The organism is Actinomycetospora sp. C-140 (genome assembly GCF_054796175.1).
This window is the reverse complement of record NZ_JBTWNF010000022.1, coordinates 40,673-58,541: the sequence shown is the minus strand read 5'-3', so window position 1 is coordinate 58,541 and position 17,869 is coordinate 40,673. Positions and strand designations below refer to the sequence as shown.

General features: G+C 70.1%; 10 protein-coding genes. All 10 read right to left on the bottom strand.

The features are described from left to right. Positions 1-28: 28 nt before the first annotated feature. The 10 genes from fusA to ACR9E3_RS28100 all read right to left on the bottom strand — a co-directional run bounded on the left by fusA (position 29) and on the right by ACR9E3_RS28100 (position 17,579). A complete protein-coding gene (gene fusA, locus ACR9E3_RS28145) occupies positions 29-2,134 on the bottom strand; it encodes an elongation factor G (protein ID WP_285648708.1) in 2,106 nt (701 codons plus the stop codon). Between the two features lie 102 nt (positions 2,135-2,236). Beyond that, entirely contained in the window at positions 2,237-2,707 is a 471-nt protein-coding gene (rpsG, locus tag ACR9E3_RS28140; RefSeq protein ID WP_274200568.1) for a 30S ribosomal protein S7, read from the bottom strand. A 1-nt stretch (position 2,708) separates the two neighbouring features. Continuing rightward, positions 2,709-3,083 (bottom strand): 30S ribosomal protein S12, encoded by a 375-nt coding sequence (gene rpsL / locus ACR9E3_RS28135; protein ID WP_116708457.1) that lies wholly within the window; start codon positions 3,081-3,083, stop codon positions 2,709-2,711. An 813-nt stretch (positions 3,084-3,896) separates the two neighbouring features. Beyond that, positions 3,897-7,808 (bottom strand): DNA-directed RNA polymerase subunit beta', encoded by a 3,912-nt coding sequence (locus ACR9E3_RS28130; RefSeq protein WP_460384154.1) that lies wholly within the window; start codon positions 7,806-7,808, stop codon positions 3,897-3,899. A gap of 82 nt (positions 7,809-7,890) precedes the next feature. After that, positions 7,891-11,376, bottom strand: coding sequence for a DNA-directed RNA polymerase subunit beta (rpoB, locus tag ACR9E3_RS28125; RefSeq protein WP_460384152.1), 3,486 nt, complete (start codon positions 11,374-11,376; stop codon positions 7,891-7,893). 413 nt (positions 11,377-11,789) lie between these two features. Continuing rightward, on the bottom strand, positions 11,790-13,046 hold the full coding sequence (locus tag ACR9E3_RS28120; RefSeq protein ID WP_460384151.1) for a hypothetical protein: 1,257 nt from the start codon (positions 13,044-13,046) through the stop codon (positions 11,790-11,792). A gap of 28 nt (positions 13,047-13,074) precedes the next feature. Then, positions 13,075-13,563, bottom strand: a complete 489-nt coding sequence (locus tag ACR9E3_RS28115) for a hypothetical protein (RefSeq protein ID WP_460384150.1) — start codon at positions 13,561-13,563, stop codon at positions 13,075-13,077. 160 nt (positions 13,564-13,723) lie between these two features. Further along, positions 13,724-15,013 carry an MCE family protein gene (locus ACR9E3_RS28110; protein ID WP_460384148.1) on the bottom strand — a complete coding sequence of 430 codons (1,290 nt, stop codon included), beginning with the start codon at positions 15,011-15,013 and terminating at the stop codon, positions 13,724-13,726. Beyond that, the gene (locus ACR9E3_RS28105; RefSeq protein WP_460384147.1) at positions 15,010-16,152 is read right to left on the bottom strand and encodes an MCE family protein; all 1,143 of its coding nucleotides are present in this window, start codon (positions 16,150-16,152) and stop codon (positions 15,010-15,012) included. The genes ACR9E3_RS28110 and ACR9E3_RS28105 overlap by 4 nt, the downstream gene beginning before the upstream one ends. A gap of 44 nt (positions 16,153-16,196) precedes the next feature. Then, positions 16,197-17,579: an MCE family protein gene (locus tag ACR9E3_RS28100; RefSeq protein ID WP_460384146.1), complete on the bottom strand. Its 1,383-nt coding sequence runs from the start codon at positions 17,577-17,579 to the stop codon at positions 16,197-16,199. Positions 17,580-17,869: the final 290 nt, after the last annotated feature.

Below are 17,869 nucleotides of genomic sequence, written 5' to 3'. Positions count from 1 at the left end.
GGGCTCTCGCCCGGGTCCCGGACCGGTCTCACTCGCCGGTCGCCTTCGCGATGATCTCCTTGGCCACGTTGGCCGGGACCTCCGCGTAGGAGTCGAACTGCATGGAGTAGTTCGCCCGGCCCTGGGTCCGCGACCGCAGGTCGCCGACGTAGCCGAACATCTCCGAGAGCGGGACGATCGCGCGCACGACGCGGCCACCGCCGGTCCGCTCCTCCATGGCCTGGATCTGGCCACGGCGGGAGTTGAGGTCGCCGATGACGTCGCCCATGTACTCCTCGGGCGTCGACACCTCGACGGCCATCACCGGCTCGAGCAGCGCGGGGTCGGCCTTGCGGACCGACTCCTTGAGCGCCATCGACCCGGCGACCTTGAACGCCATCTCGGACGAGTCGACCTCGTGGTACTGACCGTCGAGCAGCGTCACCTTCATGCCCACCAGCGGGTAGCCGGCGACGACGCCGTACTGCATGGCGTCCTGGGCACCCTCGTCCACCGACGGGATGTACTCGCGCGGCACGCGGCCACCGGTCACCTTGTTGGCGAACTCGTAGAGGGGCAGCTCCGGCCCGCGGGGCAGCGGCTCGAGCGCGATGATCACGCGCGCGAACTGGCCCGACCCACCGGTCTGCTTCTTGTGCGTGTACTCGAACTTCTCGACCGGCCGGCGGATGGTCTCGCGGTAGGCCACCTGCGGCTTGCCGATGTTGGCCTCGACCTTGAAGTCCGACTTCATCCGGTTGACGAGCACGTCGAGGTGGAGCTCGCCCATCCCCGAGATGATCGTCTGCCCGGTCTCCTCGTCGAGGTTGACGCGGAAGGTCGGGTCCTCGTCGGCGAGCCGCTGGATCGCCGTCGAGAGCTTCTCCTGGTCGGCCTTCGACTTCGGCTCGACCGCGACGGAGATGACCGGCTCCGGGAAGGTCATCGACTCGAGGATCACCGGGTTCTGCGGGTCGCAGAGGGTGTCGCCCGTGGTCGTGTCCTTGAGGCCCACCACCGCGTAGATGTGGCCTGCGCGGGCCTCGTCGACCGGGTTCTCCTTGTTGGAGTGCATCTGCAGCAGCTTGCCGATGCGCTCCTTGCGGTCCTTGGTCGAGTTGATGATCTGCGTGCCCTGGGCGAGCTTGCCCGAGTACACGCGGACGTAGGTCAGCTTCCCGTAGAACGGGTGCGCGGCGATCTTGAACGCGAGCGCCGAGAAGGGCTCGTCGGTCGAGGCCGAGCGCTGGACCGCGGTCTCGCCGTCGAGCAGCGTGCCGTTGACCGGCGGCACGTCGGTCGGCGCCGGCAGGTAGGCGATGACGGCGTCGAGCATGGGCTGCACGCCCTTGTTCTTGAACGCCGAGCCCAGCAGCACCGGGTAGTAGTCGCCGGTGACCGTGACGGCGCGGATGCCGTGCTCGATCTCCTCGACCGTGAGCTCCTCGCCGGCGAAGTAGCGCTCCATGAGCGCCTCGTCGTTCTCGGCGATGGCCTCGAGCAGCGTCGTCCGGTACTCCTCGACCTCGTCCATGCGGTCGGCCGGGATCTCCTCGACGGCGTAGTCCTCGCCCTTGGAGACCTCGCCGCGCCACGTCAGCGCGCGCATGCGCACCAGGTCGATGACGCCGTAGAACTCCGACTCCGACCCCATCGGCAGCTGCAGGACCAGCGGCTTGGCGCCGAGGCGGTCCTTGATGGTGCGCACGGTGAAGTAGAAGTCCGCCCCGAGCTTGTCCATCTTGTTGACGAAGCAGATGCGCGGGACGTTGTAGGTGTCGGCCTGGCGCCACACCGTCTCGGACTGCGGCTCGACGCCCTCCTTGCCGTCGAAGACGGCGACGGCGCCGTCCAGGACGCGCAGGGAGCGCTCCACCTCGACCGTGAAGTCGACGTGGCCGGGCGTGTCGATGATGTTGATCTGGTGGTCTTTCCAGAAGCAGGTCGTCGCGGCGGACGTGATCGTGATGCCGCGCTTCTGCTCCTCCTCCATCCAGTCCATCGTCGCCGCGCCGTCGTGGACCTCACCGAGCTTGTAGTTGATGCCGGTGTAGAACAGGACGCGCTCGGTCGTGGTGGTCTTGCCCGCGTCGATGTGGGCCATGATCCCGATGTTGCGGACCTTGCCCAGATCGCTCAGCACCTCGCGTGCCACGAGATTCCTCTTCCCGTCGGTTCGTCGCCGCGGGTCCCGCGGCGGGGTGTTCTCGGACCGGACGGCCCCGCGGGTGGATCACACCCGTCGAGGCCGTGCCGCTCACCAGCGGTAGTGCGCGAACGCCTTGTTCGACTCCGCCATCTTGTGCGTGTCCTCGCGGCGCTTGACGCTCGCGCCCAGGCCGTTCGAGGCGTCGAGCAGCTCGTTCGTGAGCCGCTCGATCATGGTCTTCTCCCGGCGCGCCCGGGAGTACGTGATCAGCCAGCGCAGGCCGAGGGTGGTCGAGCGCCCGGCGCGCACCTCGATCGGCACCTGGTAGGTCGCGCCACCGACACGGCGGCTGCGGACCTCGAGGGCCGGCTTCACGTTGTCCAGCGCGCGCTTCAGCGTGACGACGGGGTCGGCGCCGTTGCGCTCGCGGCAGCCCTCCATCGCGCCGTAGACGATGCGCTCGGCCAGCGAGCGCTTGCCGTCGACGAGCACCTTGTTCACGAGCTGCGTCACGAGCGGCGACCCGTAGACCGGGTCGGCGACGAGCGGACGCTTCGGAGCGGGTCCCTTGCGCGGCATGTCAGCTCTTGTCCTTCTTGGTCCCGTAGCGGCTGCGGGCCTGCTTGCGGTTCTTGACCGCCTGCGTGTCGAGGGCACCGCGGATGATCTTGTAACGCACGCCAGGCAGGTCCTTCACACGACCGCCGCGCACCAGCACGATCGAGTGCTCCTGGAGGTTGTGGCCCTCACCGGGGATGTAGGCCGTGACCTCGATGCCGTTGGACAGCCGGACGCGCGCGACCTTGCGCAGCGCGGAGTTCGGCTTCTTCGGCGTGGTGGTGTAGACGCGCGTGCAGACGCCGCGGCGCTGCGGGCTCCCCTTGAGGGCCGCGGTCTTGGTCTTCTCGACCTTGTCCTCGCGGCCCCGACGGACCAACTGCTGGATGGTGGGCATCGAGGTAGTTGTCTTCCGTTCCTCTGTGTTCTGCGTCGGGCTCGTGCCTCCGCGCCCGGGACACCCCGGCGACGTCGTACGCGTCGTCGCGGGGACTCCCCCGGTGCACCGGCCGGCTCCCCAGGAGCGGCGCGATCCCCTCGTGCGGGGACCGGCGCACCGCACGGGGACCGGCACGCGGAGCGACCCGACCACGTCGGGCACTGCTCACCAGGGTACGCGCCCGCGCGCGAGCGCATCCCAGCGGGTCGGATCAGGGTGCCGGACGCCGCTCGCAGCGGCCCGGCGACGCCGTCGGTGTCCTGCGCCGCGGCCCCTCGGACGTCCTCGACCGCCTGTCGGTGGCGGCCATGCCGACGAGGGTGGCGACACCCCGTCGACCGGACTGATCGCGAGGATACCTCCACCGCCGCGGCCCGCAAGCCGCACCCGGCACCCGCCCTCGCGTGATGTGCAACGCCGCGCCCGCCCCGCCCATTCCGGTGCGCGGGCCGGCGGTCCGTGGCGGGCCGGGGCCTCCGGTGATGGAGCGAGGGCGTCCCTGGCTGCGTCCCACGCAGCGGGGGACGCCCTCGCTGCGCGCCCGCCGGCGCCGACCTCGGAGATCACGGGCACCTGGTCCACGTCTACCGGCGCCCCTGGGTGGATGACGCGCTCCTGATCTCGCCGACCCCGCGGGGCCGCGAGCGCCCGCACACACGACGGAGGGCGCCCCCGCGGTGCGGGAACGCCCTCCGGTGTCGTGCAGCGACTACGGCTCGATGGTCGAGCTCCCCTATCGGCGTGCTCTCCTGACTGCTTCGTCTCCGAAGATCAGCGGAACTGCCCGAAGTCGTAGTCGTCGAGCGGGACCGCGGCACCGGTGCCGGAGCCGAACACGTCGGGGGCGTAGTACCCGTCGTCGTAGCTCGGCAGGGCGTAGGCGGCCGCGCGGGCCTCCTCGGTGGGCTGGACCTGGATGTTCCGGTACCGGTTGATGCCGGTGCCGGCCGGGATCAGCTTGCCGATGATCACGTTCTCCTTCAGCCCCACGAGGCTGTCGGACTTCCCCTCGATGGCCGCGTTCGTGAGGATGCGCGTCGTCTCCTGGAAGGAGGCGGCGGACAGCCACGACTCGGTGGCCAGCGAGGCCTTGGTGATGCCCATGAGCACCGGGCGGGCCGCCGCCGGGTCGCCGCCCTCGGAGACCACCTTGCGGTTGGCCGCCTCGAACTCGGCGCGGTCGACGACACCACCGGGCAGGAACTCGGTGGCGCCCGAGTCGATGATCGTCACCCGGCGCAGCATCTGCCGGACGATGACCTCGATGTGCTTGTCGTGGATCGACACACCCTGCGACCGGTACACCTTCTGCACCTGGTCGACGAGGTGCAGCTGCACCTCGCGGGGGCCCATCACGCGCAGCACCTCGTGCGGGTCCGCCGTGCCCTCGAGCAGCTGCTGGCCGACGCCGACGTGGTCGCCGTCCTGCAGCGGGCGCTCGGAGCCGTCGGCCGCGATGGTCGCGAGCCGCTGGCGCTTGGACAGCTTGTCGTAGACGACCTCCTCGCTCCCGTCGTCCGGGATGAGGGTGATCTTCCAGAACTTGTCGCCGTCCTCGAGCTGGATGCGGCCGTCCACGTCGGCGATGGGCGCCTTGCCCTTCGGGACGCGGGCCTCGAAGAGCTCCTGCACACGCGGCAGACCCGTGGTGATGTCCTCACCCGCGACGCCACCGGTGTGGAAGGTGCGCATCGTGAGCTGCGTGCCGGGCTCACCGATCGACTGGGCGGCGACGATGCCGACCGCCTCGCCGACGTCGACGAGCTTGCCGGTCGCCAGCGAGCGGCCGTAGCACATCGCGCAGACGCCCTGCGCCGAGTCGCAGGTCAGGACGCTGCGGACCCGGACCTTGCCGACGCCGGCGCCCAGGAGGGCGTCGATCGCCTGCTGACCGATGTCGGCGCCGCGGCCGAGCAGCTCGTTGCCCGCGTCGTCCGTGACGGCCGAGGCCGCCGTGCGGGTGTAGACGCTGGTGTCGACGTGCACGTCGCGCACGAGGGTCCCGTCGGGGCCCTCCTCGCCGATCGGCATCGGGATGCCGCGCTCGGTGCCGCAGTCGACCTCGCGGACGATGACGTCCTGGGACACGTCGACCAGGCGCCGGGTCAGGTAGCCCGAGTCGGCGGTGCGCAGGGCGGTGTCGGCGAGACCCTTGCGGGTGCCGTGCGTCGAGATGAAGTACTCGACGACCGAGAAGCCCTCGCGGAAGTTCGACTTGATCGGGCGCGGGATGAACTCGCCCTTCGGGTTGGCGACCAGACCCTTCATGCCCGCCAGCTGGCGGACCTGGGTCATGTTGCCGGCCGCGCCCGAGGCGACGATCTTGGAGATGGAGTTGTCGGCGGGGAAGTTGTCCTCCATCGCCTTCGCCACCTCCTCTGTGGCCTGGCCCCAGATGCGCACCATCTCGTCGTTGCGCTCCTGGTAGGAGAGCGCACCGCGCTGGTAGCGCTTGTTGACCTGCTCCGCGCGGCCCTCGTACTCGTCGAGGATCTCCTGCTTGCGCGGGGGCACGACGACGTCGTCGATGGCGATGGTGACCCCGGAGCGCGTGGCCCAGTGGAAGCCGGCGTCCTTGAGCCGGTCCAGGGTCATCGCGACCTCGGTCATCGAGTAGCGCTCGGCCAGGTCGTTGATGATCGCTGCCTGGCGCTTCTTCGGGAGCTGGTCGTTGACGAAGGGGTAGTCCTCCGGCAGCAGCTCGTTGAAGAGCACCCGGCCCAGCGTCGTCTCGGCCAGCCACGGCTTGCCCGGCTCGTACTCGCCGTTGGTCATGCCCGGACCGGGCACGACCGTCTCGCTGAGGCGGATCTTGATCGGCGCCTGGAGGTCGAGCGACCCCAGGTCGTACGCCATGATCGCCTCGGCGGCCGACGAGTAGGCCTGACCCTCACCGGTGGCACCCTCGGTGCGCTGGGTGAGGTAGTACAGGCCGGTCACCATGTCGAGGCGCGGCATGGCCAGCGGCTTGCCCGACGCCGGCGAGAGGATGTTGTTCGCCGACAGCATGAGGATGCGGGCCTCGGCCTGCGCCTCGGCGGACAGCGGCAGGTGGACCGCCATCTGGTCGCCGTCGAAGTCGGCGTTGAACGCCTCGCAGACCAGCGGGTGCAGCTGGATCGCCTTGCCCTCGACCAGCTGCGGCTCGAAGGCCTGGATGCCGAGGCGGTGCAGCGTGGGCGCCCGGTTCAGCATCACCGGGTGCTCGTTGATGACCTCCTCGAGCACGTCCCAGACCTGGCCGCGCTGACGCTCGACCATCCGCTTCGCGGACTTGATGTTCTGGGCGTGGTTGAGGTCGACCAGCCGCTTCATGACGAACGGCTTGAACAGCTCGAGCGCCATCTGCTTGGGCAGGCCGCACTGGTGCAGCTTGAGCTGCGGGCCGACGACGATGACCGAGCGGCCCGAGTAGTCGACGCGCTTGCCGAGCAGGTTCTGGCGGAACCGGCCCTGCTTGCCCTTGAGCAGGTCGGACAGCGACTTCAGCGGGCGGTTGCCCGGCCCGGTGACCGGGCGGCCGCGGCGGCCGTTGTCGAACAGCGCGTCGACGGCCTCCTGCAGCATCCGCTTCTCGTTGTTGACGATGATCTCGGGCGCACCGAGGTCGATCAGTCGCTTGAGGCGGTTGTTGCGGTTGATGACCCGGCGGTACAGGTCGTTGAGGTCCGACGTCGCGAAGCGGCCGCCGTCGAGCTGCACCATCGGGCGCAGGTCCGGCGGGATGACCGGGACGCAGTCGAGCACCATGCCGGTGGGCCGGTTGCCGGTGGCCTGGAACGCCGCGACGACCTTGAGCCGCTTGAGCGCGCGCAGCTTGCGCTGCCCCTTGCCGCTGCGGATGGTCTCGCGGAGGTTGTCGGCCTCGGCGTCGATGTCGAAGGTCTCCAGGAGCTTCTGGATCGCCTCGGCACCCATGGCACCGGTGAAGTAGTCGGCGTAGCGGTCGTAGAGCTCGCGGTAGAGCGTCTCGTCCGAGATGAGCTGGCCGCGGTCGAGCTTGACGAAGGTCGTCCAGACCTCGTCGAGGCGGTCGAGCTCGCGCTGCGCACGGTCGCGCAGCTGGCGCATCTCGCGCTCGCCGCCCTCCTTGACCTTGCGCCGCACGTCGGACTTCGCGCCCTCGGACTCGAGCTCGGCGATGTCGCTCTCGAGCTTCTGGGCGCGGGCCTCGAGGTCGTTGTCGCGCTGGCTCTCGAGACGCTTGCGCTCACCCGAGATCTCGTTCTCGAGCGTCGACTGGTCGTTGTGGCGCTGCTCGGTGTTCACCTCGGTGATCACGTAGGCAGCGAAGTAGATGATCTTCTCGAGGTCCTTGGGCGCCAGGTCGAGCAGGTAGCCCAGGCGCGAGGGGACGCCCTTGAAGTACCAGATGTGCGTGACCGGCGCGGCCAGCTCGATGTGGCCCATGCGCTCGCGGCGCACCTTGGCCCGGGTCACCTCGACGCCGCAGCGCTCACAGATGATGCCCTTGAAGCGGACGCGCTTGTACTTGCCGCAGTAGCACTCCCAGTCCCGAGTGGGGCCGAAGATCTTCTCGCAGAAGAGGCCGTCCTTCTCGGGCTTGAGCGTGCGGTAGTTGATGGTCTCGGGCTTCTTGACCTCGCCGAAGGACCACTGGCGGATGTCGTCGGCGGTGGCCAGACCGATCCGCAGCTCGTCGAAGAAGTTGACGTCGAGCAAAGGTTCTCCCCTGGATGGGTGAGCTGTTTTCTAGAGGGGGCCCACAGGCCGGCCCCGGGGTGCCCGGGGCCGGCTCGCGAGGTCAGTTCACGACGTCGTCGACCGACGGCGACTCGTTGCGCGAGAGGTTGATGCCGAGGTTCGCGGCCGCGCGCTCGAGGTCCTCGTCGTCGCCGTCGCGCATCTCGATGGCCGCGCCGTCCGAGGACAGCACCTCCACGTTGAGGCACAGCGACTGGAGCTCCTTGAGCAGCACCTTGAACGACTCGGGGATACCGGGCTCGGGGATGTTCTCGCCCTTGACGATGGCCTCGTAGACCTTCACGCGGCCGAGCACGTCGTCGGACTTGATCGTCAGCAGCTCCTGCAGCGTGTACGCCGCGCCGTAGGCCTGCATCGCCCAGCACTCCATCTCGCCGAAGCGCTGGCCACCGAACTGCGCCTTCCCGCCCAGCGGCTGCTGGGTGATCATCGAGTACGGCCCCGTCGACCGGGCGTGGATCTTGTCGTCCACGAGGTGCAGCAGCTTGAGGATGTACATGTAGCCCACCGCGATCTGGTGCGGGTAGGGCTCGCCGGTACGTCCGTCGAAGATCTGCGCCTTGCCGTCCTCGCCGACCAGCCGCACGCCGTCGCGGTTGGGCAGCGTCGACCCGAGCAGCCCCGAGATCTCGGCCTGCCGCGCGCCGTCGAACACCGGCGTCGCGGTGTTCGTGTCCGGCGGCACGTGCCGCATGTCGTCGGGCATCGTCACGGCCCACTCGGCCGTGTTGTCCGGGTCGACCTCCCAGCCGCTCTTCGCGATCCACCCGAGGTGGGTCTCGAGGACCTGGCCGATGTTCATGCGTCGCGGCACGCCGTGGGTGTTGAGGACGATGTCCACCGGCGTCCCGTCGGCGAGGAACGGCATGTCCTCGACCGGCAGGATCTTGCCGATGACGCCCTTGTTGCCGTGGCGGCCGGCGAGCTTGTCGCCCTCGGAGATCTTGCGCTTCTGGGCCACGTAGACGCGGACCAGCTCGTTGACCCCGGGCGGCAGCTCGTCGTCGTCGTCGCGGGAGAACACCCGGATGCCGATGACCTTGCCGGTCTCGCCGTGCGGGACCTTCAGCGAGGTGTCGCGCACCTCGCGGGCCTTCTCACCGAAGATGGCGCGCAGCAGGCGCTCCTCGGGGGTCAGCTCGGTCTCGCCCTTCGGGGTCACCTTGCCGACGAGGATGTCGCCGTCCGCGACCTCGGCGCCGATGCGGATGATGCCGCGCTCGTCGAGGTCGGCCAGGACCTCCTCGGAGACGTTCGGGATGTCCCGCGTGATCTCCTCGGCACCCAGCTTGGTGTCGCGGGCGTCGATCTCGTGCTCCTCGATGTGGATCGAGGTGAGCACGTCGTCCTGCACCAGGCGCTGGCTCAGGATGATCGCGTCCTCGTAGTTGTGGCCCTCCCACGGCATGATCGCCACGAGGAGGTTCTTCCCGAGGGCCATCTCGCCGTCCTCGGTGCAGGGACCGTCGGCGAGGACCTGGCCGGCCTCGACGCGGTCGCCCTCGGCGACGATCGGCTTCTGGTTGATGCAGGTGCCCTGGTTGGACCGCGTGAACTTGTGGAGACGGTGGGTCGTGCGCTGACCCTCGTCGTCCATGATCGTGATGTAGTCCGCGCAGAGCTCCTCGATGACGCCGGCGCGGTCGGTGGCGATGACGTCACCGGCGTCGACGGCGGCCCGCAGCTCCATGCCCGTGCCGACCAGCGGCGACTCCGAGCGCAGCAGCGGCACCGACTGGCGCTGCATGTTCGCGCCCATCAGGGCGCGGTTGGCGTCGTCGTGCTCGAGGAACGGGATCATGGCCGTCGCGACCGACACCATCTGGCGCGGCGAGACGTCCATGTAGTCCACGCGCCCGGGCGCGATGAGGTCGACGTCGCCGCCCTTGCGGCGCACCAGCACGCGGTCCTCGGTGAAGTGGCCGTCCTCGTCGAGCGGCGCGTTGGCCTGCGCGACGACGAAGCGGTCCTCCTCGTCGGCGGTGAGGTAGTCGATCTGGTCGATGACGACCCCGTCGACGACCTTGCGGTACGGCGTCTCGATGAAACCGAACGGGTTGACCCGCGCGAAGCTCGACAGCGAGCCGATCAGACCGATGTTCGGGCCTTCCGGCGTCTCGATCGGGCACATGCGGCCGTAGTGCGACGGGTGGACGTCGCGGACCTCCATGCCCGCGCGCTCACGGGACAGACCACCCGGACCCAGCGCCGAGAGCCGGCGCTTGTGGGTCAGGCCCGCGAGCGGGTTGGTCTGGTCCATGAACTGCGAGAGCTGCGAGGTGCCGAAGAACTCCTTGATCGCGGCCACGACCGGCCGGATGTTGATCAGGGTCTGCGGCGTGATCGCCTCGACGTCCTGGGTCGTCATGCGCTCGCGCACGACGCGCTCCATGCGGGAGAGGCCCACCCGGATCTGGTTCTGGATGAGCTCGCCGACGGTGCGCAGGCGGCGGTTGCCGAAGTGGTCGATGTCGTCGGTCTCGACGGGGATCTCGCCGGAGCCGTCGGGGGCCTCGACCTCGGTCTCCCCCGCGTGCAGGCGCACGAGGTAGGAGATCGTGTTGATGATGTCGTCCTCGGTCAGCGTGCCGACCGACGGCTCGACGTCCGAGCCCAGCTTCTTGTTGACCTTGTAGCGGCCGACCTTCGCGAGGTCGTAGCGCTTGTCCTTGAAGAAGAGGTTCTCCAGCAGCGTCTGCGCGCTCTCGCGCGTCGGCGGCTCGCCCGGACGCAGCTTGCGGTAGATGTCGAGCAGGGCCTCGTCCTGCCCGGCGGTCGAGTCCTTCTCCAGGGTGGCCAGCAGCGTCTCGGAGAAGTGGAACTTCTCCTGGATCTGCTCGGTGGTCCAGCCCAGCGCCTTCAGCAGCACGGTGACCGGCTGGCGGCGCTTGCGGTCGATGCGCACGCCGACGGTGTCGCGCTTGTCGACGTCGAACTCCAGCCACGCGCCGCGGCTGGGGATGATCTTGACGCTGAAGACGTCCTTGTCGGTCGTCTTGTCGACCGTGCGGTCGAAGTACACCCCGGGGGAACGCACGAGCTGCGACACGACGACGCGCTCGGTGCCGTTGATGATGAAGGTGCCCTTGTCGGTCATCACGGGGAAGTCGCCCATGAAGACCGTCTGGCTCTTGATCTCACCGGTGGTGTTGTTGGTGAACTCGGCGGTGACGAACAGGGGCGCCGAGTACGTCATGTCCTTGTCCTTGCACTCCTCGACGGAGGCCTTGACCTCGTCGAAGCGCGGGTCGGAGAAGGACAGGCTCATCGAGCCGGAGAAGTCCTCGATCGGCGAGATCTCGGCGAGGACCTCCTCCAGGCCACCGGCGGGGAGCTCCTCACCCGCCTCCACGCGACGCTCGAACCACTCCTCGCTGCCGACCAGCCACTCGAACGACTGGGTCTGCAGGGCGAGCAGGTCGGGAACCTCGAGGGGCTGGTCCAGCTTGGCGAAGGAGACCCGGGTGGGTGCCCCGGGGAACGACGCGTGGTGGTTCGAGACCTTGGTGGCGCGGGTAACTGCCAAGATGCGTCCTTCCGGAACAACGCTGTCTGAACGCTGTCAGTAGCTGTACCGTCCGGAAAGCAGCGCAGCGACCCGGGCGGCGGGGGCGCGGCCCGTGCGTCGACACACGAGGGGGCGGACAGACGTAGGGCAGCGCGATCCGACAGTCTAGCCACGCATGGTGGCACCTGTCGAACGGCCCCCCTCGTGACGCGCCGAGAGGGATTCTCCGCCTGGGGCGGGATCGACCTCCGGGGTCGGACGCGGGGTGCCGCGCTGCGAACAGAGTGACCGCCCGTGCCCCCGGAGTCAAGTGGGGCGCGCCCGGCGTCATTCCCACGACCCGACCGGGTTCGGTGCAGGTCAGGGCACACGCGAACGCGCCGGGCACGCCACGGTGTCGTCGTGGCGCGCCCGGCGCGTCGTCGGGGTGATCAGCGGTTGGCGGTCAGCGGCGTCAGCTCGGCCAGCTTCCAGCGCCCGTCGACCCGCTCCATCTGCAGACGCAGCAGACCCGGGGCATTCGTCGACTGGCCGGTCGTGGTGCGCTGAGCGGAGAACTGGGTCAGCGCCATGACCTCGGCCCGGTCGCCGTTCATGGAGACCACGCCGATGTTCACGACGGTCGCGGTCTGGCGCAGCTGCTGCTGCTGCGCCGGCTGCCGGATCGTCTGGTCGAACACCGAGAGGTAGCGGTCGGTGAACTGGCCGGTGGACATCTGCCGCGCGGCGTCGACCGAGTCGTCGAGCTTCGAGAAGTCGTAGGAGAAGATCTTCTCGATGGACTCGCGGCTCTGCCCGACCAGCTCCGCGGTGCCGCCGACGTCGACCGTCGCCTGGTTGCTCACCGGGCCGCTGGTCCACGCCTGACGGCCCTGCCAGAACGCCAGGCCCGCGAGCACGAGGCACACGACGATGACGGCGACGAGCGTGATCGGCAGAGCGCGCGAGTCGCCGAACGTCCGGAGGCGCTCGCGGACGCCGTCGAGGCGGCTCGGGGCGGCGGGCTCGGTCTTCCGGTCACCGGTGCGCACCGGGCGCGCCGTGCGCGTCGGGGACGCGGCGATGTCGTCCGCGGCGCGACGCGGCCGCTCCGTCGTAGGCGCCGAGGCGCGCGGGGCCATCCCGGAGCCGCGACGGACCTTGCCGGCGCGCGTGGTGGTGCTCGCGGTGGCGGTCGTCGCCGCCTCGACCGAGGCGTCGTCCGTCGCCTCGGTGGCGTCGTCGGCGTCGGTCGTGGCGGCCGTGGCGGTCGCCTCGGTCGCGTCGGTGGTGCCGGCGGCGTCCGTGGTGTTCGTCGTGTCGGTGGCGTCCGCGGTCGCCGCGGACGCCGTGGCGTCCCCGGCGGTGTCAGCGTTCTCCGCGGGCTCGGTGGCCCCCGTCGGGAGCGCCGTGGTGTCCGTGACGTCCGCGGCGTCGGCCGCGGGCGCCTCGGTGGTGTCGGCCGTCGCCGAGGCTCCGGTGGCGTCCTCGGCCTCCCCGGCCTCGTCCGGTGCCTCGGGAGCGGCGTCGCGCGGCGTCTCCGAGGTCTCCGTGGCGGTGGACTCAGGGGCCTCGGTGAGGGAGTCCTCGAGGTCCAGGTCGTCGTCGACGCCCGGTGCGGCCGCGCCGGCGTGGGCGTGCTGGCGCAGGCCGGCGACCTTGGGGCGACGGTTGGTCGAGCCGGGCTTCGTGCGGGAGCGGGGTGGCACGGTCACTCCCCCTTTCTGGGTCGCCGAGCTACTGCTGGCCGGTCGAGGGCGTCGCCTTGGAGGCCTTCCAGCCTTCCGGCGTGCGGATCATCTCGACGAGGAACAGCTGCTGCTTGGACTGGGGCTGCGCCGTGGCGCTGCGGGCGTTGACGTCGATCGCGACGATCGCCGAGGCGGTCGGCGGGTCGTGCTGCGGATCGAACGCGGTCAGGGCCGCGGAGACCGGGGTCGCGATGACCTCCGCCTGCGCCTGGCGCAGGTTCTCGGCGAACTGCTGCCGGACCCGCTGGTACTCACCGAGCATCGGCTCGGTGAGCGAGGTCTGCGCGGCGTTGAGGTCGGCGTCCAGCGTCGACGGCCGCACCGTGTTGATGTTGACGGCGATCTGCTGGGCGGCGTCGGTCGCCTCGTCACGCATAGCTGCGGAGGTCGCGTTCTCGCTCTGCGTGCCCGACCACCAGTAGACGCCGCTGACGACGGCGGCCGCGAGGGCCAGGACGGTCAGGATCGCCAGCACCGTGATGGTCCGACGACGACGCGTGGCGGCCGTGGCCTCGGCGTCCGGGGAACCGTCGGTGGTCTCGGTGGGCTTGTCGGCCGTGTCCGTGGAAGACGTGGCGCTCAGCTCCTCAGGTCGTCCGCCGGGTCTCGGGGTCCCGGCGGTCGTGCTGCTCGGGTCAGTCGGTGCCCATACCCGGGATGATCACCGGTGGGGCTCCTCGCTCACTGCCCGCCAGGACACCGCCCGCCGGCAGCGAGGCCAGCGCGGTCGCGTCCTGGGGAGCATTCTGCGTCGACCCGGATCCGCCCGCGTCGGCGGGGCTCCCAGGGTTCTCCGAGTCGTACGGCGCGGGCAGGTTCTGGGCGCCGCGGACGTCGACGGGTGGCGCCTCGTTGCAGCGGACGCTCGTGTCCATCGGGAGGAAGTCCTTGGCCGTCGCCGGCCGCCATCCCGCGTCGGGCTGCAGATAGCCGTTGCGGCAGTAGGGCGGGTCGGCGACGTTCAGCACGAGGCCGAAGTGGACACGTCCGTCGGGCCCGGGATCGTTCGCGTCCTTGAGCACCGACGGCGCGGCCGCCGAGAGGGCCGGGTAGGTCACGAGGACCTGTTGGATCGCGGTCTGGCGTGGTTCGAGGATGCGAGAGACCGTCAGCAGGTTCGCGATGGTGCGGCTCAGGTCGGGCCCCACGTCGCGGATGAGTCCTTCGAGCTCGCGAGCTGCCGGCGGCGCGGAGTTGACCAATCGACGCAGATTGGGGTCGTCCGCCTTGAGCTGCGCGGTGAACAGCTGCAGGTCGCGGCTGAAGGAGATGATCTGCGGCCCGAGGGACGCCTGCGTGTTCAGCACGATCCGCCCGTCACGCAGCAGCTGGGTGAACTGCGGCAGGTTGCGGATCGCGTCCGGGATGAGCGCGTTCGTGCCGTCGAGCAGCCGCTGGAGGTCCGGCCCGGCGCGGTCGAACGCCTTGTAGAGCTCGTCGACCGTGGTCCGCAGCTCGGGGAGCGGCACCGACGTGGCCAGGGAGTTCAGGTCGGCGAGCAGCTGGTCGACCGGCACCGGGGTCCGGGTCTGCTGCTGCGGGATGACCGACCCGTCGTCGAGGTAGGGCCCGGCGTCGGACGGCGGCTGCAGGTCGACGAACTGCTCCCCGACCGCCGACCTGTTGGTGATCACCGCGGTGGAGGACGCGGGGACGTCGGGGGAGTCCTTCTCGATCTCGAGGTCGACCTCGAGCCCCTGCGGGGTGACCCGCATGTCGCCCACCTTGCCGATCTCCACGCCGCGGTAGCTCACCGAGGCGTCGGGGAAGATCCCGCCGGAGTCGGCCAGCTCCACCTTCACGACGTAGGGGCCGAGGCCGATGAGCGAGTCCGCGCCGACGTAGCGCAGGCCGACGTAACCGATGCCCACGATCGAGATGACCGCGAACAGCGCCACGAGGCGCAGCGTCTTCGTGCCGATCATCCGCCGTTCCCTCCACCGAGGCCGGGAAGCTGGGGAACCAGGCCGGCGGTGTTCGTCGAGCCCGCGCCTCCGCGCGCCGCCGCTCCCGCCTGCGGGGTGGTCCCCGGCGTCTGCAGCAGCTTGAAGATCGCGTCGACCCCGGGCACCTCAGGGCTGTTCAGGATTGTCGTCAGGAGTTGCTGCAGGTTGATCTGGAGGCTCACGTCGATGTTCGCGAAGTCGCCCTTGATGACGTTGAGCGAGTTGTCCGCGAACGGGATCGTCAGCAGGATCTGGAGCGAGCCGGGCAACGCGTCGCCGGCCTCGACGAGGTTGCGCAGGATCGGCTGGAGCGCCCGGAGATCAGCCACCGTGTTCGCCTGGCTCCGCCGGATGACATCGGTGCCGACGTCCGAGAGCCGGTTCAGCGACTGCAGGGTCTGCACCAGCAGGCCGCGTTGCTGGTTGAGCACGTCGAGGCCGGGGCCGAGGTTGTCGATGACGTTGGCGATCTTCGCTCGCTGGTCCACGAGCGTGCGCGTCAGGCGCTCGAGCGAGTCGATGGCCCGGACGATGTCGGCCTTCTGCCGATCCAGCCCGCTGACCAGGGTGTCGAGGTTCGTGAGCAGCGAGCGCAGCTGCGCCTCGTTCCCCGTCGTCGCGGCGTTGAGCTCCCGCGAGATGGTCTGGATCTTCTCGACGCCGCCGCCGTTGAGCAGCAGCGAGAGTGCCCCGAGGACCTCCTCGACCTGGGCACCCACGTCGGTGCGATCGACCGGGATCACGGCACCCGCGGCCAGTCGGCCCTGCGGCGCCTCGGTGGGTGACGGCAGGAGCTCGACGAACTTCTCACCGAGGAGGCTCGTCTGGCGCAGCTTGGCCGTGGCGTTCGCCGGCAGGACGACCGCGCCGTTGACCTCGACGGTGACCTGCGCGGTCCACCCGTCGGGCGCGAGCGAGACCTCCTTGACCACGCCCACCGGCACGTCGTTCACCCGCACGCTGTTGTTGGGCACGAGGTCGACGACGTTCGAGAACTGGGCCGTGACCGTATAGGGGTCCGGGCCGAGTGCCGCTCCGCCGGGCAACGGGAGCTCCTGGAGCGACTGGAAGCCGCAGCCGGTCAGCGCGAACAGCGCCACGACCAGCAGGGTCGCCACCCGTACCCGTCGAGGCCGGGTACCGGAGTCCGTTCGCGGCGCGCTCACTGCCCACCTCCGAGGGTCTCGAAGCCGAGGATGCCGGCGCCCGGCTGGGTCGGTGTCGCGCCGGGGGCGTTCGCGGGCGCGCCCTCGGCCCCGGGCGCCCCGCCCGCCGCGCCGGGCTGTGCCCCGGGTGCCAGGGCGGTGACGGGCACCAGGGCGTCCAGGGACGGCTGGCTGTTGAGCACCTTCAGCAGGTCCTGGATCGGCGCCAGCGACAGCCCGAGCGGGGAGTTGTTGACGACCTGGCCCTGCTTGTTCGTCCCGCCCAGGATGGCGCCACACACCGTGGAAGCCCGCGCGACGTTCGTGAGGACCGGGTCGAGGGGCGCCTGGAGAGCGTTCGGCAGGCCCGGCTGATTGACCAGCAGGCTGCAGATGAGGGCCCGGGGGTCCAGACCGGCACCCAGCAGTTCCGGCGCGAGCACCGGTCGCACGTCGAGGGTCCCGGACTTGGCGTTGTACGAGTTCGTCAGGTTGCCCAGCGCCAGCGGCGCCACGTTGGCGAACTCGGTCAGCGCGGCCCGCTGGCGAACCAGGATGTCGGTGATGTTCGCGAGCTTGTTGACGTCGGTCCGCAGGATGTCGCGGTTGTCCCGGATGAAGCGGGCGACGTCGTCCAGCGCCGGCGGCAGGGTCGCCAGCACCGTCGACAGGTTCCCACGCTCCGAGGCGAGGAAGCCCGCGATGTCCTGGAGCTGGTTGTTGAGGTCGCGGACCGCCCCGTCGTTGCGGGCGAGCATGTTCGTGAACTGCCCGAGGTTGTCGACGGTCGCGAACAGGTTGTCGCGGTTGTCGGCGAGCGTGCCGACCGCGCCGCCGAGCTCGGTGATGGTGCTCTTGAGGAGCTCGCCATTCCCGCCGAGGGCGCCCGCCGACGACCGCAGCAGCTGGTTGAGCGCACCGGTCCGGTTCGCGCCGTTCGGTCCGAGGGCCTTCGCGATGGTGTCGAGGCTTTGGTAGACGCGGTCGAGCTCGACCGGGGTCGCCGTGCGCTCGACCGGGATGACCGCGCCGTCGGCCAGCTGGGGGCCGCCGGTGTAGGTCGGGCCGAGCTGGATATAGCGGTCGCTGACGAGCGTAGGAGCGACGATGACGGCCTGCGGGTCGGCCATCACGGGGGCGTCGTTGTCGACCTTGAGCACGACCCGCACGACGTTGCCCTGCGGCACGATGTCGTCGACGGAACCCACCGGGATGCCCTGGATCGTGACCTCGTTGTCGATGTAGAGGCCGACCGTGTTGTTGAAGTACGCCGTGACGGTGCGCTGGGTCCCGCGCTGCAGGGCGTACCAGAGCCCGACGGTCGCGAGCAGAGCCAGCACGACGGCCACGGCCAGTGTGCGCGAGGCGCTCTCGAAGAAGGTGACGAGACGGTTCGACATCAGTTACCTCCGCCCTGGGCGCCGGTGGTGCCAGGAGCCGCGCCCTCGCCGGGCGTCGCCGCCGCACCGGGAGCGCCGGCGAGCGCGTTCGTCAACGCGTTCACGTCGGGCACCCCGTTCGGGAAGAGGATCTGGAGCTGTTGCGGGGTGAGACTGCCGTTCGCGCCGCCCCCGGTGAGCAGGCCCTGGAGCTTGGTGAGGTTGTCCGGTGTGAGCCCCGCGATCGCGTTCGCCAGCGCGGCCGGCGTGGCCGGCAACGCCGCCTGGCCGAGCTGGGCCAGCGCGGCCTG

Bases quoted from the DNA above. Each gene is read 5' to 3' on its own strand.
- rpsG (WP_274200568.1), bottom strand. From the start codon at position 2,707: ATGCCGCGCAAGGGACCCGCTCCGAAGCGTCCGCTCGTCGCCGACCCG.
- rpsL (WP_116708457.1), bottom strand. From the start codon at position 3,083: ATGCCCACCATCCAGCAGTTGGTCCGTCGGGGCCGCGAGGACAAGGTC.
- ACR9E3_RS28110 (WP_460384148.1), bottom strand. From the start codon at position 15,013: ATGATCGGCACGAAGACGCTGCGCCTCGTGGCGCTGTTCGCGGTCATC.
- ACR9E3_RS28100 (WP_460384146.1), bottom strand. From the start codon at position 17,579: ATGTCGAACCGTCTCGTCACCTTCTTCGAGAGCGCCTCGCGCACACTG.